General features: G+C 70.8%; 18 protein-coding genes and 1 pseudogene. 8 read left to right on the top strand and 11 right to left on the bottom strand.

Annotated features, from left to right (window positions below; all coding sequences use genetic code 11):
* Positions 1-79: 79 nt before the first annotated feature.
* Both EMA17_RS47710 and EMA17_RS47705 read left to right on the top strand, forming a co-directional pair.
* Complete coding sequence (locus tag EMA17_RS47710) at positions 80-1,450, top strand: purine-cytosine permease family protein (RefSeq protein ID WP_126643490.1); 1,371 nt, start codon at positions 80-82, stop codon at positions 1,448-1,450.
* Between the two features lie 250 nt (positions 1,451-1,700).
* Positions 1,701-6,323 (top strand): ATP-binding protein, encoded by a 4,623-nt coding sequence (locus tag EMA17_RS47705; protein WP_148112345.1) that lies wholly within the window; start codon positions 1,701-1,703, stop codon positions 6,321-6,323.
* Positions 6,324-6,370: 47 nt separating this feature from the next.
* On the opposite strand, the gene EMA17_RS47700 is transcribed toward EMA17_RS47705, so the two are convergent.
* The 3 genes and pseudogenes from EMA17_RS47700 to EMA17_RS54995 form a co-directional block, all read right to left on the bottom strand.
* A complete protein-coding gene (locus EMA17_RS47700; protein ID WP_126643488.1) occupies positions 6,371-6,547 on the bottom strand; it encodes a DUF397 domain-containing protein in 177 nt (58 codons plus the stop codon).
* 19 nt (positions 6,548-6,566) lie between these two features.
* Positions 6,567-6,764 carry a DUF397 domain-containing protein gene (locus EMA17_RS55000; protein WP_246127360.1) on the bottom strand — a complete coding sequence of 66 codons (198 nt, stop codon included), beginning with the start codon at positions 6,762-6,764 and terminating at the stop codon, positions 6,567-6,569.
* Positions 6,765-6,841: 77 nt separating this feature from the next.
* Positions 6,842-7,354 (bottom strand): annotated as a pseudogene (locus tag EMA17_RS54995) (DUF5753 domain-containing protein); the annotation flags it as partial.
* A 494-nt stretch (positions 7,355-7,848) separates the two neighbouring features.
* Between EMA17_RS54995 and EMA17_RS47690 the strand changes: the two are divergent.
* Entirely contained in the window at positions 7,849-8,259 is a 411-nt protein-coding gene (locus tag EMA17_RS47690) for a PPOX class F420-dependent oxidoreductase (RefSeq protein WP_126643486.1), read from the top strand.
* Between the two features lie 64 nt (positions 8,260-8,323).
* On the top strand, positions 8,324-8,698 hold the full coding sequence (locus tag EMA17_RS47685; protein WP_126643485.1) for a VOC family protein: 375 nt from the start codon (positions 8,324-8,326) through the stop codon (positions 8,696-8,698).
* A gap of 19 nt (positions 8,699-8,717) precedes the next feature.
* Here the strand turns inward: EMA17_RS47685 and EMA17_RS47680 are convergent, their stop codons facing one another.
* The 4 genes from EMA17_RS47680 to EMA17_RS47665 form a co-directional block, all read right to left on the bottom strand.
* Complete coding sequence (locus tag EMA17_RS47680; protein WP_126643484.1) at positions 8,718-10,022, bottom strand: FAD-dependent monooxygenase; 1,305 nt, start codon at positions 10,020-10,022, stop codon at positions 8,718-8,720.
* Positions 9,928-11,376 (bottom strand): hypothetical protein, encoded by a 1,449-nt coding sequence (locus EMA17_RS47675; RefSeq protein WP_126643483.1) that lies wholly within the window; start codon positions 11,374-11,376, stop codon positions 9,928-9,930. Before EMA17_RS47675 ends, EMA17_RS47680 begins: the two co-directional genes overlap by 95 nt.
* Before the next feature lie 112 nt (positions 11,377-11,488).
* Positions 11,489-12,016, bottom strand: coding sequence for an ATP-binding protein (locus EMA17_RS47670; RefSeq protein ID WP_126643482.1), 528 nt, complete (start codon positions 12,014-12,016; stop codon positions 11,489-11,491).
* Complete coding sequence (locus tag EMA17_RS47665; RefSeq protein WP_126643481.1) at positions 12,013-12,921, bottom strand: MEDS and STAS domain-containing protein; 909 nt, start codon at positions 12,919-12,921, stop codon at positions 12,013-12,015. The genes EMA17_RS47670 and EMA17_RS47665 overlap by 4 nt, the downstream gene beginning before the upstream one ends.
* A gap of 516 nt (positions 12,922-13,437) precedes the next feature.
* Here EMA17_RS47665 and EMA17_RS47660 point away from each other — a divergent pair.
* Positions 13,438-15,663 carry an SDR family oxidoreductase gene (locus EMA17_RS47660; RefSeq protein ID WP_126643480.1) on the top strand — a complete coding sequence of 742 codons (2,226 nt, stop codon included), beginning with the start codon at positions 13,438-13,440 and terminating at the stop codon, positions 15,661-15,663.
* 126 nt (positions 15,664-15,789) lie between these two features.
* Here EMA17_RS47660 and EMA17_RS47655 read toward each other — a convergent pair whose 3' ends face one another.
* Positions 15,790-16,368, bottom strand: coding sequence for a maltokinase N-terminal cap-like domain-containing protein (locus tag EMA17_RS47655; protein WP_126643479.1), 579 nt, complete (start codon positions 16,366-16,368; stop codon positions 15,790-15,792).
* Between the two features lie 331 nt (positions 16,369-16,699).
* On the opposite strand from EMA17_RS47655, the gene EMA17_RS47650 reads away from it, so the two are divergent.
* Positions 16,700-16,918 (top strand): hypothetical protein, encoded by a 219-nt coding sequence (locus EMA17_RS47650; RefSeq protein WP_126643478.1) that lies wholly within the window; start codon positions 16,700-16,702, stop codon positions 16,916-16,918.
* A 64-nt stretch (positions 16,919-16,982) separates the two neighbouring features.
* Here the strand turns inward: EMA17_RS47650 and EMA17_RS47645 are convergent, their stop codons facing one another.
* On the bottom strand, positions 16,983-17,408 hold the full coding sequence (locus EMA17_RS47645) for an EboA domain-containing protein (RefSeq protein ID WP_126643477.1): 426 nt from the start codon (positions 17,406-17,408) through the stop codon (positions 16,983-16,985).
* 375 nt (positions 17,409-17,783) lie between these two features.
* Between EMA17_RS47645 and EMA17_RS47640 the strand changes: the two genes are divergently transcribed.
* A complete protein-coding gene (locus tag EMA17_RS47640) occupies positions 17,784-18,218 on the top strand; it encodes an SRPBCC family protein (protein ID WP_126643476.1) in 435 nt (144 codons plus the stop codon).
* Between the two features lie 10 nt (positions 18,219-18,228).
* Here the strand turns inward: EMA17_RS47640 and EMA17_RS47635 are convergent, their stop codons facing one another.
* Positions 18,229-18,516 (bottom strand): VOC family protein, encoded by a 288-nt coding sequence (locus EMA17_RS47635; protein ID WP_126643475.1) that lies wholly within the window; start codon positions 18,514-18,516, stop codon positions 18,229-18,231.
* 223 nt (positions 18,517-18,739) lie between these two features.
* Between EMA17_RS47635 and EMA17_RS52355 the strand changes: the two genes are divergently transcribed.
* Positions 18,740-18,895: a hypothetical protein gene (locus EMA17_RS52355; RefSeq protein WP_160161830.1), complete on the top strand. Its 156-nt coding sequence runs from the start codon at positions 18,740-18,742 to the stop codon at positions 18,893-18,895.
* Between the two features lie 322 nt (positions 18,896-19,217).
* On the opposite strand, the gene EMA17_RS47630 is transcribed toward EMA17_RS52355, so the two are convergent.
* Positions 19,218-20,165 carry an SCO4651 family lipoprotein gene (locus EMA17_RS47630; protein WP_126643474.1) on the bottom strand — a complete coding sequence of 316 codons (948 nt, stop codon included), beginning with the start codon at positions 20,163-20,165 and terminating at the stop codon, positions 19,218-19,220.
* Positions 20,166-20,186: the final 21 nt, after the last annotated feature.

Genomic DNA, 20,186 nt, shown 5'->3' with positions numbered 1-20,186 from the left:
CGAGCCGGCGCGCACCCCGGGGCCACCGACCGCTTGAACCTGTCCGGGTAATGCCGGCGTAGGGAGAGCAGGTAGAGCCATGTCGGCTCCAGCAGTGGACGACGCACGCCCCGTCGCGGCACACCCGGTCGCCGAGGCCCCGCTGGTCCTGGACACCGCGCCGCCGCGCACCCTCGGCTTCCGCGACCAGGCCGCGTTCTGGGCCAACCTCGGGGTGAGCCTCCTCGGCTTCTCCGGCGCCCTGTTCGTACTGGCCCCGGCCGGCTATCCGCAACTGTCCATGGTCGCCGCGATCGTCGCGGCCATCGGCGGCACGCTGCTCGGCACGCTCATGGTCGCGGTCGCCGGCATCCCCGGCGCCCGCAGCGGCGCGCCCGCGATGACGGTGCTGCGCGGGTTGTTCGGCACGAAGATCTCGTACGTGCCGACCGTGTTCAACATCGTCCAGTGCATCGGCTGGGGCACCTTCGAGTTGCTGGTCATCTCGATCGGCATCGAGGCGATGACCGACGGCGACGGCCCGCACTGGCTCTACATCGTCGCCGCCGGCGCGGTCACCACCGCGATGACCCTGCGCCCGCTCGGCATGCTGCGGATCCTGCGCCGCTACGTGACGATCGCGGTGGGCATCGCGATGCTCTACTTCTCGGTCCAGCTGTGGCGCGAGGGGCTGCCGCCGATGACCGAGGGCTCGTGGTCCGGCTTCTTCCCGGCGATGGACGCGGCGCTCGCGGTGGCGGTCTCGTGGGTACCGCTGGCCTCCGACTACACCCGCCACTCGCGTGGCACCAAGCCCGCGTTCTGGGCCGCGCTGAGCGGATTCTCGGTCACCAGCATCTGGTGCTACCTGCTCGGCCTGGTCGCCCTCGCCCAGGTCGGCGGCGACGCGGACAAGATCTTCGACTCGTTCCTGGGCGTCACCGCCGGGTGGGTGTTCTTCGCGGTCCTGGTCATCCGCGAGGTCGACCAGAGCTTCGCCAACGTCTACAGCACCGCGATGTCGATCCAGAACCTCGCGCCGCGCATCGACCGCCGGGTCCTCTGCCTGGGCGTGGGTGCGCTGGTCACGGCATTCGCGCTGATGGTGAACGACTTCGACACCTACGCGAGCTTCCTGTCCCTGATCGGCTCGATCTTCATCCCGCTGCTCGGCGTGCTGGCGGTGGACCTGTTCGCCGGCCGCGGCCGCGACGGCTGGGACCTGGGCGACCACGCGCCGGCCCGCTGGGTGATGCTCGCCCCGTGGCTGCTCGGCTTCTGCATGTACCAGCTGATCAACCCCGGCACGGTCGAGTGGTGGGTGGACTTCTGGACCCCGATCCAGGACACCCTCCACATCCACGCCCAACGGTGGACCTCGGCGTCCCTGTTCTCCTTCGCCCTCGCCGGCGCCACCGCGTACATCGCGGTCGCGTGGGACCGTCGGCGGGCGGTCGCGGCGACGCGGTGAGGCGGACCGGCCGCGTCGGTGTGGTGGCCTCCTCCCGACGCGGCCGCGTTCCGCACACTCGGTTCGGCCGCACGACGGCCACCCGAGAACCACGACCCGACCGAACCGGCGAACCCGGCGGTCCATTCAGTGAACCGTCATATTCCCCACCGATGAGCCGCGTGCCTACAGTCCCAGAGGTCGCGCACGCCACGTGAACCCCGGTGCCCGTCGACCGTGCACGGGGGTTCCGCACCCGGGGGGAGCTGGGATGATCCATCACGTCACGACACACGCTCGTCGACCACGCCGCCTACGAAAGCGGCTGCTCGGGAGCTTATTGGCCCTGGTGCTGGGCGGCTCGATCCTCACCGTGCCGCCCGCCCGCGCCGAATCCGCCGCCAAGGCGGTGGACTCGAACGCGCTGGCCGATCTGCTCCTCGGCAGCTACATACGGATCGCCGACACCGATCGCGTCTACGCCAAGCACCTCGTGACCAGCGCCGAGTTCCTGGACTGGCGCGCGGCGCACCCACAGGCCGACCAGGCCGCGCTGACCGCCCACCTCACCACGGTGCAGCAGGCCATCGACGCGGCGATCCCCGACCGTGTGCAACCGGGCCCGGAGTACGAGATCGCCGGAACCGCGCTCGGCGTACTGCACACCGTGCCCGATGCCACGGTCGACGGACCACAGGTCGACCGGCTGCTCGCCGCACTCATCGCGCGGGACACCGTGCCGCCGACCGGACTGGTGTCGGATCGACTCGGCGGCGCACTCGCCCTGTCCTCGTGGAACGAGTCGTTCGACAAGACCCAGTCGCGGATATGGGCCGGCGTGGCGAGCACCGCCCGCGCCGACGCCGGCTTCGACGGCGCGTGGAACACGGCCATCGGCTCGGGCGTCGGCGGCGGACAGGACCCCGCGCCCGCCCGCCTGGCCGGGGGCGGCGTGCGAGCCTCGGCGACGGTCCTCGAACTCGGCAACCTGCCCGATCTGAAGCAGTACTTCGATCCCGCCGATTTTCTCCGCTTCCAGAACGAGCCGGAAAAACTCCGCCTGTTCACGTTGGACAAGATGTCCGCCACCATCGGGGACACCGTGCAAAAGCGCACGGCCTGGTTCGGTGACATCAAGACGGCGGCGCCGGGCCCCGACCAGCGGCCGGAAAGGCTCAAGAAGGAGGAGGAAGGCCGCAAGAAGATCATCGACGGGGCCAAGACCGCGTTCGACGGATTCGCCTTCTTCCTGGACTTCGCCGGCAGCAAGGACGCGGCGAGGGACCTCAAGAAGTTCGCGAGCGGCGCACTCCAGATCGCCGACGCGGCGAACAAGTGCATCACCGCCTTCAAGCTGATCGACAGCGCGTTCTCGATGGCGACCGTCGCCTTCACCGGCAATGTCATCTCCGGGATCGGCACCATCGTCTCGCTGTTCGCCGGCGCGGGCCCGTCGATCGATCAGCAGATCCTGAGCGCGATCGGAGATCTGCGCAAGGACATCCGGAATCTGCACCAGGACATGCAGCAGCGGTTCGACCGGGTCGATCAGCGACTGGACACGATGTACGCGCACATGATGTCCCAGTTCCAGCGACTCGACGGCAAGCTCGAAACCATCAAGACCGACATCGGCGACATCGCACGGAATCTGACCGCGGTCGAAGCCGGCATGCAGACCATCGGCGCCAACGTCACGCGGTCGTTGTCGGGTCTCTATCAACAGCCGACCTGGCAGAGCGCCGACACCCTCATCGACTACCGCCGTTACCACCCGGGTGACCAGGTCACGTTCGAGATGTACAAGCAGGGCGAGGAGACCTTCCACCTCGGTGGCACCGAAACCCCGAGGGCACCGGGCGCGTTCGTGGTCGCCGAACCGTACGACTCGGCCCCCGGCGCGGTACTCACCAATCTCCGTGACCTGGGGGCGGGCGGCAGCATCCGCTATCTGTCCTGGCTGGCGAACACCTGGGCGCCCGGATTCCCCGTCCCCGACGACAGGGTCGGCAATCCGGAGATGTGGAAGGTGGCCGCGAACGCCTACACCCTGTTGTCCGCGCAGAACCCCACACTGGCGAAGATTCCCAACCCGCCACCCAACACCCCTCAGGGGATCAGTTGGGAGCGTCCACAACACGTCATGGACGCCGGCAAGCGCATCCTCGCCTCGACGCGGAAATTCAGCGAACCCGGGCCACAGGGCACGACGAACGCGTTGTTCACCGGGCTGATGAACAACTACACCGCGCAGTTGGTCGCGCTGTTCAACAAGGCGCCGGATCGCGAACGCACAGTGACCGAGAATCGATACAACCTGTTCGGCGGTCCGACGCAACAGGTCACCAATCTGCCCGATCAGGAAGGCGACCCACTTGTCCAGCGGTGCGGCTCGTCCGATCCGGAACAGCGGCTCACCCGCCCGAACAACATGCTGGGTACCCAGTTGCCTCCGGCTCAGATGTTCGCGCGTAACGTGCACCCCAACCCACCGCGCTACGACGACTGTTGGCTCGCGGTCTTCGGCAACGAGCAGACGACGAGCACCGAAGACTTCTGCGAAGGACCCGACCACCCCGTCGGATGTGTCAAGACCGTCACCACCGCCGACCTGACGATCGATTTCATGCAGACACTCGGCTGGTCGGGCGACATGAACCGGGCAAGCCGGTTCGCCGGTGACACCATCCGACGCGGAATACAGGTCCAGTACTGCCAGAAGACCGCGACCGGCGTCGGAAACTACTGCACGGAGCGCCCCGATCCTCGCGCCCTGGTGCTCCGCGACTGGCAATCCGGCATGCATGATCAATTCCAGCGCGAGGCCACGATCTCGATCGAGCCCGCCACCGAAGACATGGCCAAGGCCCGGATGACCGAATTCCTCAAGCAGAAGCAGATCGACTACTACATCCTCACCGGCAACGACATCGACAAGGGCCTGGCCACCGAACTCGACCTGTCGGTACAGCTCCTGCGCTCCTACACCGAACTGGGCTTCCCGCGGGCGCTCCAGTCGGACGACCGGCTACGCGGCCTGCTCTACGGCAAGTACGCCCTGCACGCGAATTCGACCACCACACTGCCCAACTCCGTGCTGGCCCAGGCATTCCGGAACGCGGCCGGCAATGTGGCCGACGGCGTGCCCCCGTGGCAGTCCGACCAGTACGAGACCAACGACGGAAAGCCGTGCGAACGATTGCCCGGTTTGCAAAGCGCCGACCCCTTCGTGGTCTGTATGGCCTGGAGTGGGAAGCTACGCCTCGATCGGCTGGCCGAACGCTACGCCGCGCAGTTCAAGTATCGGGCCGAAGGCTCCGACCAGACGCTCCCGGACGTGCAGGGCCAGTTGCGCAACCTGTGGCTGGTCACCAAGACCATCTACCCGGAGGCCAAGGTCGGCGCGCCGGTGGACGCCCCGCCGCTGGTTCAGGCACAGTCACTGCTCAACGACGCGCAGGAGTTGTGGAAGACCGAGGGCACGCGTGCCGAAGCGGCCGACCGGGCCATGGAGGCGGTCGCGATCACCCGCGACTTCGCCCGACAACACCCGGACGCCCGTGGGCGGTTGGCGGAGGCCGCGATCCGTCCCACGGTCGGCTACCTGGCCGGGACGGGCCGGTTCGACGAGGCGAACAAACTCGGCGACGAGGCCATCGCGCTCTACAAACAGCTCTCCGCCGAGAAGCCGACCGACGACAACCTCGCCTTGCAATCCGCACAATCGCCGCTCACCGTCGCGCAGGCGCTGTGGCTCAAGCCGCAACTCCACGCCAAGGCGACCACCTACGCACTCGACGCCATCGCGGCCATCCGCCCACTCGCCGGACGAAACCCGGCCTATCGACGCACCCTCGCCGAATGGGCGATCTCGCCCACCGTCGGATACCTCGCCGAAACAGGCCGCTTCGACGAAGCGAACAAGCTCGGCGACGAGGGCATCGCGCTCTACAAACAACTATCCGCCGAAAAGCCAACCGACGACAACCTCGCCCTGCAGTCCGCACAGTCCTCGCTCACCGTCGCCCAAGCCCTGTGGCGCAAACCGGAACTCCACGCCAAGGCGACCACCTACGCACTCGACGCCATCGCGGCCATCCGCCCACTCGCCGCGCGAAACCCGGCCTATCGACGCACCCTCGCCGAATGGGCGATCTCGCCCACCGTCGGATACCTCGCCGAAACGGGCCGCTTCGTCGAAGCGAACAAGCTCGGCAAGGAAGCCATCGACCTGTTCGAAGGACTCGCCGCCGAAAAGCCCGGGGACCACGAACTCGCCTTCCTCGCCGCGCAATCGTTGATGACCTTCGGGCAGGCCCTGTGGCTGAAGCCGGAACTCCGCGTGAAGGCCGCCGAATCCGCCTTCGACGCGGTCGCGGCCCTTCGGCGCCTCGTCGCGCGAGCCCCGCAGTACCGCCGCACGCTCGCCGAGTGGGCCATCTCGCCGACCACCGGCTACCTCTCGGCGGTCGGCTGGTACGACGACGCGGACAAGCTCGGCAACGAGGCCGTCACGCTGTACAGGCAGCTCGCCGCCGAAAAGCCGGCCGACGACGAACTCGCGTTCCTGGCCGCACAATCCTCGGTCATCGTCGCGCAAGCCGTATGGCCCGAACCGGACCGCCGAAGGAAGGCGGCCACATACGCCCTCGACGCGGTCACCACCCTGCGCCCGGTAGCCACGCGTAACCCCGCCTACCGCCCGCAGTTGGGCGCATGGCTCCTGTCGCCGACCATTCCCTACCTGGTCGACACCGCCCAAAAGCCCAAGGCCGTGCCGCTCGCCCGGGAGGCCGTCGACATCTACACCGCCCTGAACCAAACCGACCCGGCCAAGTACGGCCCGAGGCTGACGGAGGCCGAACAGGTCCTCGCCGACCTCACCCGAACATAGGTGACCCACGGGCCGACACAACAACCATCACTGGACGCGCGCCGGGCTCACCGCCCGGCGCGCGCTATGAGGTGGGCCCAGGCCGCCGGGGGGAGGGCGATCGTCGGAGAGTCGACGACCTTGGTGTCTCGCACTCCGATGGCGTTTCCAAGAGGCGCGACCTCGACGCAGTCTCCTCCTCCGCTATAGCTGCTGGTTCGCCACTGCGGAATCCTGCCGGCCATGCCGTTCCTCCAAAGGTGCCTACGCGTCGCACGACCGGAGACTTCGGACGAGCTTCATCCACGCCTTGGGTGCCACGGATATCACTCGGGATCGGGGCACCTTGCTGTCCCGGATGCCCATGGCAGCGCCGACGACCGCAACTTCGACGCAATCGTCACCTCCGGTGTAGCTGGACTTGATCCAACGAGGTTCGCGCTGAACTCGATCGATCTGCAAAGCTCTTGCCTCCAACCCGTGATCATCGCAAGCGTCGCCACTTGGGACAATGCGGTCGAATGCAGGCGATCGAACACGGCCACAAATGCCTGCACATCGTCCGGACTGTCGATCAGCAGCGATCCTGTCAGTTGTTCCAACCAGGCAACATACCGACCCCGCTTGGGTTCGAGGATCAGGCAGGGGGCGGATACGGCGAACGGCGCCCCCGTCGGGAGGACCTGTAGCCGAATCTGTGGATGCTCCGCGACGACTCGGACAAGGTGTTCGAGCTGCCCTGCAAGGACTTGTGCGCTCCCGATGGGCTGGTACAGCGCGGGTTCGGCGACAATGAACCATGCGGGCATTTTGCTTGCGAACAGGCGTCGTGCACGATCCACCCGAAGACGCTGCCGCTCGTAAGCTGCCGCCATGGAAAGAGTCGGGTCGTGCATCAGGATGGCGGAAAGAGCATAGTCCGCAGTCTGAAGTTGGCCGGGAATGAACGCCGTCTGGTAACTGCGCAGACTGAATGTCTCGCTCTCCAGCCGAATGAGCCGGTGGAGCCGTTCCGGTACATCGTCGAGGATGTCGCGCCATCCGCGATCCATATGGTCCTCGTTCGACTCCTCGGGCGCGGCGAAGCCCAGCTGTGTCAGAGGCCTCCCGAAGAAGTCCTCCAACACCCGGCGGTAATCCGGCGTCGGATACGGCGGATCCGTGCTCTCCCACCGTCGGATCTGGCGCACGCTCACCGCCAGGCGCATGCCCATCGCGCGGGCGTGTTCCTCGAACGCGTCGGCGAAACCGGCCTGCGAGTGCAGGCCGAGGGCGCGGCGGGCGGATACCAGCTTGGTGTTGGCTCCGAGTGGTCGTGCGGACATGGCAGCTCCGGTTGGTCCATCCCCACGCGCCCGCCCCGGTGTTCGCGTATGCGGGGATCGCAGGATGGCGAAATCACGTGCACACAACGTAGCGAACCAGACACGCATCCTGCGCCGAAATGTCGGAGAGAAGGCCACTGCGGCCTTGACATCAAGTCAACTTGAAGTTCTACGTTCGAGGTGAACGCTCCCGGCGGGGGAGCCTCCGGACGGAGCGCCGAATGCCTGGCTACACCAAGATCGAACGCGCGTACCTGATCGGGCAGAGCCTCGGTCGACTCGCCACCGTCGGGCCGCAGGGCGCCCCGCATGTGCGGCCCGTCGGCTTCCGGCTCAACGACGACGGGACCATCGACATCGGTGGCCCCAATCTCAGCAACAGCCAACGGTGGCGCAATGTCGAGCGCAATCCCGGCGTCTCCTTCGTCGTCGACGACATGACGCCGGACGAGCCGGGCGCCTACCGGCCGGGCTGGGGACGCGGCGTCGAGGTCCGGGGCCGTGTCGAACTGTTGCGCGACCACGAACCGCCGCTGCCCCTCGACTTCTTCAGCAACGAGGTGATGCGCATCCACCCCGAGCGCATCATGGGCTGGAACCTGGAGGACCCGCCGGGCGGCAACGGTTCCTGACCCGGGCGCGCCGACATCGCCCGCCTGCACGGGCGATGTCGGCGGTCACATCTACCCTGGCCGCATGAGGATCCGCCGCGTCGTACCCAGTGTCATCGCCACCGATCTCGGCCCCAGTCGGGAGTTCTACCAGGACTTCCTCGGCTTCGAGGCCGGCATGGACGAGCCCGGGTTCCTGATGTTCCGCTCGCCGAGCAACCCCACCGCCCAGGTGATGGTGGTCGTCCCCGACGAGTGCGACTGGGACGCGCAGTCCGGCCGCACGGCGATGTCCATCGAGGTCGAGGACGTCGACGCGGCCTACGCGCAGGCGCGCGAGCGGGGCTACGAGATCGTGTACCCGATCACGAACGAGCCCTGGGGCGTGCGGCGCTTCTTCGTCCGCGACCCCAACGGCAGGGTCCTCAACATCAACATGCACATCGCCGAGCCGACCTGACCCGGACGCAAGCGCGGGCCTACCGCGCGCCGATCGCCGCCCCCAGCGCGTGGCCGCCGAAGCCGTCGTCGGCATGCTGGGCCGCCCACCAGTCGACCATGCGTTCGGGGGTCATCGTGGCCCAGTCCGGGGTGTCCTCGACCATCGCGTAGCCCATCGAGCGGGCGACCCGCACCAGGTCCGCGCCCGCCGGGTAGCGCTCGGCCTCATAGCGTGCCAACACGTCGTCCCACGAACCGGCCGGCCCCACCTCCCGACACGCGGCCTCGAAGGCCACCGCGTCCTGGATGCCCTTGACCGCACCACTGGCCACATGCGGCCGGGCGATCGCCGCCGCGTCCCCGGCGACCAGCATGCGTCCGCTCGTGAAGCGGTCCACCACGAGGTCGTTGATCGGCTGGATCAGCGTGTCGCTCTCGGGCGTCGAGGTGACCAGGTCGGCCCAGAACGGCGGAAAGTACTTGCGGGCCAACGCCAACAACGCCGGACGCGGGTCGGCCGTCCCGCCCACCGAGCTGTACAGCCCCCACGAGATCCGGTCTCCCCCACTGCTCGGGATCCGGTACATCACGCCCTGGCCGTTCGGGATGCAGATCGAGATCAGGTTGTCGATCGGCTCGTGGTCCCAGGCGCAACTGCCGCGCCACATCGCATAACCGGCGTACCGGGGTTGGACCTGCGGGAACACCGCCGTGCGCACCGCCGAGCCGTAGCCGTCCGCGCCCACCACCACGTCGTAGCGCTCGGTCGTACCGTCGGGCAGGTGTATCTCGCCGTCCGTACCTACGGTGACCGGCGTACCGCCGCGATAGTCGACCTCGGCCGGCACCCGGCGGCGCAGTCCGGCCCACAGCTGGCCCCAGTTGTACATCCGGAACGCGGCGGGCTGGTCCCACAACAGTCGCCCGCGTTCCGACTCGCCGTCGTCGAGCAGCCAGGTGCGCCCGCTCACCTTGCGCCAGGGCGTGGTGTCGTCGAGGTAGCCGGCGGCGACCAGTTCGACGTAGCGGTCCTCGTGCAGCGCGATACCCACTCCCCGGTCGGCGAGTTCGCCGGTGGTGCGCTCGTACACGGTGACCTCGGCCCCGGCGCGTGCCGCCGCGAGCGCGAAGGCGCAGCCCGTGATGCTTCCGCCGACCACTGCGACCCGACCTATCGGCATGCCCATCTCCCTTGGTTCACGTCCGACTTCGCACAGGCGTCCGGACCGGGCCGGACCCGGAAGGACCCTACGGGATGGCGGTCGCGATCCGATCACGTACACCGACCAGTTGTGCCCGGCGCGTCTCGTCGAAGGCGATCTCGGCCTCGTCGTCGCCGACATGGGCGGGCAGCCGGGCGTGGTCGTCGATCAACGCGGTCAGGCGCGGCAGCGCACCGGCGGCGTGTCCGCCCATGTCGGCCAGGACCCGGAGGGCGAGTTCGCCGACGTACTGATCCCCCGCCACCGCCGACATCTCGATGACCAGGCGCGCGGTGAACTCGGCGTCGGTGGGCCCCAGATGCCGCCACAGCACGCCCGCGACCTCGTACTTGCGCGGCCCCTCCCGCTCGAACAGGCACATCGCCTGCCGGGCCTGACGCTCGGTCAACCCGCCGTGCGCGACCAGCCCCATCAGCGTGCGCGCGACCCGGCGCTCGGACGAGTCGGGCTCGACGGGCTGTTCGGCGAGCCAGGCGTCGGCCTCGGCGCGGCCGTCGGGCAGTCGCCGTGCCGCGAAGACCGCCGCGAGGTCGGAAAGCGGCAACAGCGCGCCCGGCGACCCCAGTTCGTCCGCCAGTCGCCGCTCCACGCCGTCGCTCCTCCCGACCCAATGCCCGGCGGCCGCCCGCCACATGTCGCGCGACAGACGCAACACCCGCAGGCTCTCGGTACGCAGCGCGTCGTCGGCGGCGGCGTCGGCCTCCTCGGCCACCCCCGCCAACGCCGGCAGCAGTTCCGTCGGCCCGGTACGCCACAGCCTGATCGCCGTCGCCGCCATGTCCACGCCGACCCACCGCCCGTCCCGCTCCTCGGCGGCCGACAACGACCGGACGATCCGGTGGCACTCCTCCGCGTCCCCGAGCAGCCGCCAGGCCCACACCGAGCCCACCCGCACGTCCATCGGCCCACCATCGCGCCGCAACCGCCTTACCGCGTCCCCGAGATCCGCCAGGATCGCCGCGCACAGCGCCCGCCGCCAGGCCCAGGGAAGGTCCCGGTCCCCGAGCAGGACCAGCGCCGCCGTCACCCGCACCGCCGGATCGGCGTCCTCGGTCAGGATCATGGCCGAGTCGTCGAACTCCCGCCCACGACCGAGCAGCGCGATCGTGCCCGCCACCCGCACGTCCGGATCCGCCGCCTCCGGCAACCAGGCCGCCACGGTCCCGACCTCGGCCGTCGCCACGAACAGCCGGGCCGCCGCGACCCGGACGGCCGGCTCGGCATCGGTCAGCCACGACCACGCGCGCTCCGCCACCGCCGGCCAGGTCTGCCCGAAAAGCACCAGATCACGCAGCAGTTCGATCGCCCGCAGGCGGGCGTCCACCGGGCCCGTGTCGGCAAGACCCAGCAGCAGGCGGGCCGTCGAGCCGTCCCGATCGGCCCGTACCGCGTCGAAGATCGCCGCCCGCTCCGGCCCGAAGCGCGCCGCGGCCCCCGACGCCACCGCCCGCACGCACGCGTGTTCGTCGATCATCGGCCGACCGTGTCACACCCCACGGCGCGGGCCAAGCCGTTTGCGACCGGGAACCCCTGCACGAGTCACGGTCGTTCACGACGGCAGCCGACGGCACCCGGCGGCGGCCCGATCAGCGCAGCTCACCCTCCGTCTCCGAGCGCCCGGCAAGCTCGGTCGGGACCACCCCCGTCGACCCGGTCAGATGCATCGTCATCCGCACCACCACGCCCTCGGCGCACTCCGCCACCTCGACCTCGTCGCACAGCGCCCGCGCTATCCACAGTCCGCGTCCCGGCGTCTCCTGCTTGTCGGTCAGCCGAGGAAACGCGCGTCGACGGCAACCACCCTCGGCACGGCCGCCGTTCGCCCCGCCCCCTTCGTCACCGGCCGCGTGGATCTCGCAGACCACCCGGCCCGCCCCGGGCACACAACGCAGCAGCGCGGGCCGGGAGTCCGGGGTGACGGCGCACGCGGCGATCTCGTGTACCGCGAGCACCAGGCAGTCGGGGCGGTCGTCGCCCAGGCCGACGGCGTCGGCGTGCCGGCGCACCACGGCGCGGACCAGGCACAGGTCGGACGCGCCGAACGGCAGTACCTCCACCGGTCCGGCACCGATCCGCGCGCGGGCGTGGGCGCGATCACGGTTCGGGCCGGTCACTGCGCTCCCCCACTACACTCCCCGGAAGGTCGGTCCTCGTCCACGATCAGGCCGCCGGCCCCGCTCCACCCGAGCAGGTCGACCACCTTGCGGACCGCCGGACCCGCGGCGCGCAGGACCAGGTGCCGGTCCGGGCCGAGGGCGGTGGCGGCCCGATACAACGATTCCATCGTGCCGAGGTCGGCGAACTCCAGCGCGGACAGGTCGACGACCAGGTCCCGGCCCGAGTGGGCCATCGCGCGCCGCAGCGCGTCCTCCAGCAGGTCCCGGGTACCCACGTCGGCCTCGCCGACCAGGCGCAACCCCTTGGTGGTGTCGGTGACCTGGAGCGTGGGCGGACGCGCGCGGCCGGTGCCGGCGACGAGCGGGTGCAGCCGTTCCTGGGCGTCGATCTGTACCGAACTGAACTCGCGCGGATCGTACAGGCAAATGCCCATCGCCCGGCGACTCGGCAGGCCGAGGCCGGCGAGGCGTTCGAATTCGAGCAGGTCCGCGTGTTCGACGCCGCCGGCCCGACCCCAGGTCATGTCGCCGCATACGCGCAGGCCGCGAAAGCCGTCGGCGAGTGCCTGATCCACCGCCGCGAAGAACGTCTCGGCCATCCCCTCGGGCGTGAACTCGCCGTCCCATAACGGCGTTCGGCCGACATCGACGACCACGAGCGAGCCGTCGGCCTCGCGGTCGTCGGGTCGGGTGGGTCCTTCGGACAGAGCACTCATCAGCCAGGCCCGGTCGCGCCTGCCGAGCAGGCACAACACCCGGTCCTCGGCGGACAGCCCGTCCCTGATGTAGCTGTGCACCGCGAGCCGCGTGACGTCCTCGTCGGCCGACACGAAACAGCAATGGCTGCCGTACTCCATCGCTCCCACCGCAGCCACCGTGGCCCCGGCCTGGGAAGTGTCCATCTGCGTATGCCCCCTGGTCGTGACGCGTCCCGGGCCGGGCCCGGGGCCCTCGTCTCGCTTCAGACCGTAGTACCCGACGACCGCGCCACCGGGCGCGAACAGTCAAGAAAGCTTCTTTCGGGGGCGCCAACCCACCGGGCAGGGCACAATCGTTGGTTTCCGGCCGGCACCTCGGCCGGAGCGGCACCGGACCGGCCACCCGACCGAGGCAACCGGACACGGGACGCGACGGCCCCGCCCCGGACCGCCCGGCGACCGGCCGTCGCGTCGTCGAGCGCTCCATCCCGCCGATCGTGAACCCGATCGGGTGACACCGGCATCGGTTGGCCCAATACCGCGTGGGTGATGGTCGTACGGCGACTAGCGTCCTGACGAAACCCACTCGTCCCAGGGAAGACATTGACCACGCATGCCCCGGCGCAGCGCGCCATCGGGCCCGACTCGCCGCGCGTCGAGACCGTCGACGTGACGTCCCGTCAGGCCGCTTGTGAACACCTGCAAGGAGTTGGCTGAGCCATGCGCGTCGCCATCACCGGAGCCACCGGATTCCTCGGTCTCCATCTGCTCCGCGAACTGCTGGACCGCCACCGTACGATCACCGTCCTGTCCTACGCGGGTTCGCGCGGCGCCCTCGACCGGATCCGGGCGTTTCTGGAAGTCACCGCCGCTCCCGACGAGTTGGTACGGCGACTGCCCGAGCGGCTGCGGATCGTCGAAACCGATCCGACGTTGCCGCGACTGGGCCTGGCCGGGCCCGAGTTCACCTCGTTGGCCGACTCGATCGACGTGATCTGGCACTGCGCGGGCGACCGCCGACCCGACGCCGCGCCGGCGGAGTTGCGGCGCGACACGGTCGAAGGCACCCGCCACCTCCTCCAGTTGGCCGAGGCGGGTCGGCGGCGACCGCGCGTGTTGCACATCGGCACCGCCTACGTCGCGGGTGCCCGTCGCGACGGCACGATCAAGGAGCAACCGGCCGACGACTCGGCGGGTTTCGAGAACGACTACGAGCGGGCCCAGTACGAGGCGGAGACGCTGGTCCGGGACTGGGCGGCGCGGCTGGGGCGTTCGGCGTTGATCCTGCGGCCGACCACGCTGGTCTCGGATCGTCCCGGGGTGCCGGCGAACTCGCTGCGGCACGTGGTGGAGCGAGCCGAGGCGACCGGCGGGTGTGCGGCGTTCGGCTGGGCGGCGCGGCTGCCGGGGCGGATGCGGCCGGTGTTGCGGTTACCGGCGGCGCCGGACGGCCGGCTCAACTTCATGCCGGTGCACGAGGCGGCGCGGGTGATGACCCGGTTGGCCGATCTGACCGGCTCCGGCGGGGTGGACACCTACCACGTACGGCATCCGCACGACGTCCCGGTCGAGGTGGTCCGCGAGGTGCTGGCCGAATTCCTGCCGGTGCGCCTGCGGTTCGTCGACGAGCCGCCCGCGCGGCCGACCGGCGTGGAACGGCTCGCGGAGGCGCACGCGGCGTGCACGCCGTATCTGACGCACCGTCGGGGCTATGACGACTCGGGGGTACGGGCGTTGCTCGGCGAGCCGAGGTCGGCGACCGCGGTGGATCGGGACTACCTGGTGGACTGTGTCCGGCCGGGGCGCGGCGGGCGGCGCGACACCGCGTTGGAGCGGGCGTATCGCGATCCCGGGCGGGGCGACCGGGCCGGATCGGTCGAACTCGGCGCCGTACTGCGCTTTCGCGGCCTGGCGCCGACCGTGGCGGACCTGCGTCAGGCGGTGGCGGCCCGGTTGTGGCGGGTGCCGGTCCTGGCCTACCGCTCCGACGGCACGCATCGGCGGCGCGGGCCGGTGCACCCGGATCGGCATGTGCACGTGTATCCGGTCGGCCCGGGACGGCTGGGCGCGGCGGTCGACGCGTCGTTGGCGGATCGGCTGCCCCGGGACCGTCCGGCGTGGGAGGCGCGGCTCGTGCACGGCTACGCGGGCGACGAGTGGGCGGTGGTGTTCAAGGCGCACCACGCGCTGCTCGACGACGCGTCGGTGGTCGAGGTGGCCCGGCGGCTGTTCGGGGTGGAGCCGATCGAGGCGGCGGCGGTGACCCCGCTCGGGCCCGCCGTGCTCGGCGTCCGCGGCCACGTGCGCCGCCTGTCGCCGCCGTCCACCCGGCCGTTCGCGACCCGTGGGGCGACCGGCACGCGGCGGATGGCCTGGCTGGACCTGGATCCGGAACGCCTGCACGCGGCGTCGCGGCACGGTCGCGGGGTCGGCCCGCACGACGTCTTCCTCGCCGCGCTCGCGGGCGCGCTGCGCACCTGCCCGGGCGTACCGTGGCGGCGCGGCGTGCGGCCGGTCTGGGCGCTGGTGCCGTCCCCGTCCGGCACGTTGGGCGCGCCGGAGCCGGGCAACCACGCCCGGCCGGCCCGGGTACGCCTGCCGTGCGATCAGGCCGACCCGATCCGTCGCCTGCACCTGGTCGCCGAGGACAAGGCCCCGCCCGTCGACCGTTGGGGCTTCCGTACCGCCGTGTCCCCCTGGCAGATCGACCTGGCCGCCGGCTCCGTGCACCACTGGCCCCGCCACTCGTACGCCTTCCGCGGCTCCCCCGTGTTCGACGCGATCCCTCTCGGCGGGGTGCCGCGGAGCGCCCCGATCGGCGTCTTCCTGGGCTCCTTCGACGACACGATGCACATCACGGCGCTGGTCGACACGTGTCTCCCGGCCGGGTTGGCGGACGATCTGTGCGCGGCGTGGTCGGACTCCCTGGCCGAGCTTTCCCCGTAGGCACCGGCCGCCGGTGCGGCGGTACCGACCCGATTCGGCGGCACCGACCGGGTCGGTGCCGCCGCACCTCGTGGTCGCACGCCGTGGGCCAATCGTCCCGTGCCGCGCGCCGGGCTCGGCGCGCGGCTACCGCGACGCGAAGGTCGCGAGCACTCCCCGCACGGCCGTCCCGTCCGGCCGGGTCCAGCCGGCGACCAGGCTGCCCGACGGCCCGTCCTCGGCCTCGACGGGTCGCAGGACCCGGTTCACCCGAACGTCGAGCACACCGGCCGCGCCGCCGCCGTGCACCGTCACGGTCGGGTCCGGGGTGTCGCTCTCGCTCTGGCTCTGGGGCGTCGCCTCGCCGCGCAGGACCGCGTGCAACTGCCCCATCACCACCGGGTCCCGCAGGCCGTCGTAGATCCACCGGGTACCGAGCACGCCATGCTCGGAGGTACCGATCAGCGCGTCGTCGGGGGCGTCGGCCGGCGCCGCGCCGCGATAGGCCATGGGCACGAGATACGCGACCGGCTCCGGGCCGCCGGCGTCCACCACGATCATGAACTCGATCCCGACCTCGCCCGCCGGGTCGTCCAGCCGGAATCCGCCGGCCCTGATCGGCTCCGGCGCTTCGGCCCCGCCCGCGTACCAACCCTGCCGGGGCAGCCAGTCGGCGAGCAGTTCCAGTTTTCCGGGCGTCATGGTGGTGCGGTGGATCGAGGCCATGCGTACTCCCTCACCCATCGGTTCGTGATCGAATCCGATCGAATCTACCGCGCCCCACCACCCCGGCAGCCGCCACACGTACGGGTCCGGTCGGACCCGTGTTCGCGACCGCGCACGACGAGTTCGCCGCCCGAGCCGGCCGGCGCGCGGATCCGCTCGATCGCCGATGCGGCCGGATTCGGGACGCTCCCCCGGACCGGCCGGCATCATCGTCACCATGGAGAGACCTGGTGACGGGTGGTTGACGATCACGGTGTATCGGAACCTGCGGGGCTGCCTCCGACCGGCGGCGGCCGTGCGCGCTTGACTGCGTGAACGCGGCATCGACTGGATGCCCTTCGCCGACGAGGAGATCCACATCGGGCTGGTGTGCGGCGCCGATCCCGACGGTGGTCGGCAGTGCTGGTACGTCATCCGCGTACCTCCCGAGGCGCTGCGCCGGCTCGGCCTGCATCCCGATCAGCCGTCCGCCGAGGTCACCGGTGCGTCGCCGCCGCGCTGGTGGCACGCGGCGGCCGAACTCCACGCCCGGCGGCACGGCGGATGGTAGGCGGCGTCCCGCGCCCGCCCCGACCCGGGCGACCACACCGGGCCGGGTCGGGCAACGCCGCCGGCTATCCGGGCTCGGTGACGTCCTCCGTCCCCGCGAAGCGGGCCGCCGCGATCAGGTGGGGGTCACCGGTGCGGAGGGCGTCGGCGACCAGGGAGGTGGCCAGTGCCGGGTCGTGCCCGGTGACCCCGAGGTAGGGCAACGCGCGCAGCACGGCCCGGCGTTCGTGCGCGTCGCCGCGCCAGTACAGGGTGCGCAGGTGTGCGGACAGATCGTGGTGGGGCGTACGCGCCGCCAGTTCGGCCAGGGCCAGGACCCGCGCGGCGTCGTCGCAGGTCCAGCCGGGCAGACCGATCAGCGGGGCCCGGCCGCAGGTGCGCCCGGCGGCGGCGAACACGGTGAAGTCGGCGAGGCTGGGCCAGTCCTGGCTGCCGGGTTTGGCGGAGGCGGTGAACGCGCTTCGCAGATCTGCGATCGGCGGGTGCGGCATGGGCGGATCCTCCCGAGGGCCGGTGACGCGGGGTACGCACGTGTCCTGTGCTGTGCGTTCCCCATCCGGGAAGGTCCCCAATCGACAATCCCCGGGATCCCCGCGCCCACGATGCCGCCACACGAACAAAGGTCGTTCCACCCCCGGTACCTCCGGGACGCGGCACAACCGCACGGACATCCCGCGCCGACCCAGGGCGGGCCGGCTTCGCTCGCCCCGGCCGGCCCGATCGTCCTCCGCGCCTCCCTTCTCCGCGCGCGCCGGAGTCGGCTCCCTCCCGGGGGCGCGCGGGGGCGCGCGGGGGTGGTGCAGTCTTGACCTTCAGCGGACCGTTCGTGGGCTGACGTGGGTGTTCGTGAGATCTACGGTTGGTTCATGGTCCGTGAACCGCTCGTCGAGGTCAGTGTCGTGATCGCCGCGCCCACCGAGGCCGTGTGGCATGCCCTCGTGGACCCGGACACGCGTGCCATGTGGTGGAGCTATCTCGACCTGGACGCACGGGTGAACGGCCGGCTCTCGGAGCGCTGGAGCGGGGCCGACGGCGAGGCGCGGCTGACCACCGGGCGGGTCGAGACGCTCGACCCCTGTCGGCTGTTGCGCTTCACCTGGGCCGACGACGACTGGGCCGTGTCCACGACGGTGACCATCGAGCTGACCAGGGCCCGCCCCGGCACCCAGCTCCGGGTCCGCGAGACCGGCTGGAGCCGCCTGCCCGACGGGGCGAACCTGGCCGCCGCCCACCGCGACGGCTGGGGTGCGCACGTCGAGGACCTGCGCCGCTTCGCCGAGGCCACCGGCGGCCCCCGCTGACCCCGTCGACTCACCCCACGCGTACGTCCACGCTCCGCCCGTCGGGGTCGGTCAACAGATGGCGCCCCCTCGGGAGCGGCGAGTCGGCGGCCAATACGAGGCCGAGCCGCAGATAGCCGGTCAACCGGTCCGGGCGCGCCGGATACAGCTCCACCACGGTGCCGTCGGCGAGGGTCGCGGCGTAGTGCTCGGGACCGCTGCCGTGCCGCTCGCGGACCAGGGTCAGGCCGAGCGACGCGTAGAACTCGTGGCACGCGTCGAGCCGCGACGTGTAGACAACGATGAGGTCGAGCGACACGCCGGCGAGTCAATCACGATCGTGGCCCGCCCGGTAGCCGCGGCCCGAGCGCCGGACCGGGTCCTCCGTCCGAGGTACACGGTCGCCGGTGGTTGACGCGGGGGCGGGCGGTAGGGTTGTCCCGCCGCTCGGACGACGAACGGCGGAGCGAGCCGTCTCCGGTTCGTGCCCTCGGTACTGCCGAGGGCGCGGTCGGCCGGCTGCACCACCCTTGGGAGTCATCGTGTTGGACGCACTCGGCGCTTTCGCCGAACTCACCCCTTTCCTCGCGGTCGCGGTCGGCTTCACGTTCGTGATCCGGGGCATCCTGCGCGCGGATCGGCGCGAGCGCGAGCACTACGCGAAGAAGGACGCCGAGACCCGCGCGCACTCCTCCTGACCTTCGGCGAGGACCGGCCGTAGGGGCCGCCGTGTCGGCCCCTACGCATCGGGCCCGGGCACGCCCCGCCGGATAATCCGCGCGCCGAACCGCCCTCGCGCGCTACGGTTTCGCCCGACCCCCGGTGCGCAGGTCGCGGATACTCCATGGAGCCCGCAAGGGCGGTGAAATGTACGGGGCCTCGAGTCCCGGTCTCCGCTGCCGCCTCGATCTCGGCGGGTCACCCACTCTTGCGGTATCGGCCCCAGGCCGAAACCCGCCGCGGCCGCCGGGTCACCCGACCCGACGGCCACGCTCGTCCGCTACGACACCCGGTCCCGGGTCAGGCCGCCTCGGCCCCGCCCCGCTCCTTGTCGACGAGTTCCCGGAAGTCCACCGTCGCGCTCGCCGGGGGCGGCGTCACGTCGACCCTGGTTCCCCAGTCCCGGTAGTCCACCGTGCTGCCCACCTCGCCGACCTTGGTCGGCGTGCGCACCGACTGCCGGACCGGGAGGTCGGTCTTGGCGTCGATCCACACCTCGATGGTCGACGACGTGGCTCCGATCGCCTCGTTCGCGGCGCGCAGGCTTTCCAGGGTCTTGGCGCTCAACCCGAGTGCTTCCGCGCCGAGTTGGCCGGCCTTGGCCATGTCGACCGTGCCCTTGTAGTGCACGGTCGGCCGACCGGCCAGGTCCTCCCTGCCGACCTCGGCGATGTCGCCGGACCCCTTGAGCAACGAGAGTTGACTGGTGGGGTCCTGCTGGCCGAGGCCCTTGTTCAGCAGTTCGCCCACCGCCGCGAGGGCACCGGTCTTGTCCATCGAGCCCAGGGCGGTGAAGTCCATCTTGAGCCAGGACTTGCCGCCGGTGTCGGCGGCGAGCGCCTGGCCCATGTTCATGTACATCGCCGTCGGCGTCACCAGCGTCTCGATCTTCGCCGGCATGCCCGGGACGACGCCCTGCGGCATCGACATGGTCATCCGCAGCCCGCCCGCGTCACCGAACTTGATCGCGCCCTGCGCGTTCGAGCCCTGGCCGCCGGGCAACTTCTGCTGCACCGTGATCGCGACCGATTCGGTGCCGTGCACCTTGTCCACCGCGGCGAAGACCGCCGCCGCGGCTCCGGCGTAGGCCTTGCCGCCGCCCCCGCCCCCGCTCGGCGCCTCCTCGCCCAGGCCCCGATCGCCGAAGCCCGACCCGTTCCCGCATGCGGCGGTCACCAGCAGCAGCACCGCGCCGCCGACCGCCGTACCCAGCCCCCGCCGCAAACGTGGTCGCACGCGTCCGGTCATGTCTCATCCCCCTGATGATCG

Source organism: Embleya hyalina (genome assembly GCF_003967355.1).
Lineage (GTDB): Bacteria > Actinomycetota > Actinomycetes > Streptomycetales > Streptomycetaceae > Embleya > Embleya hyalina.
Note: the sequence above shows the minus strand (reverse complement) of the source record. Positions and strands in the feature narration are given on the sequence as shown.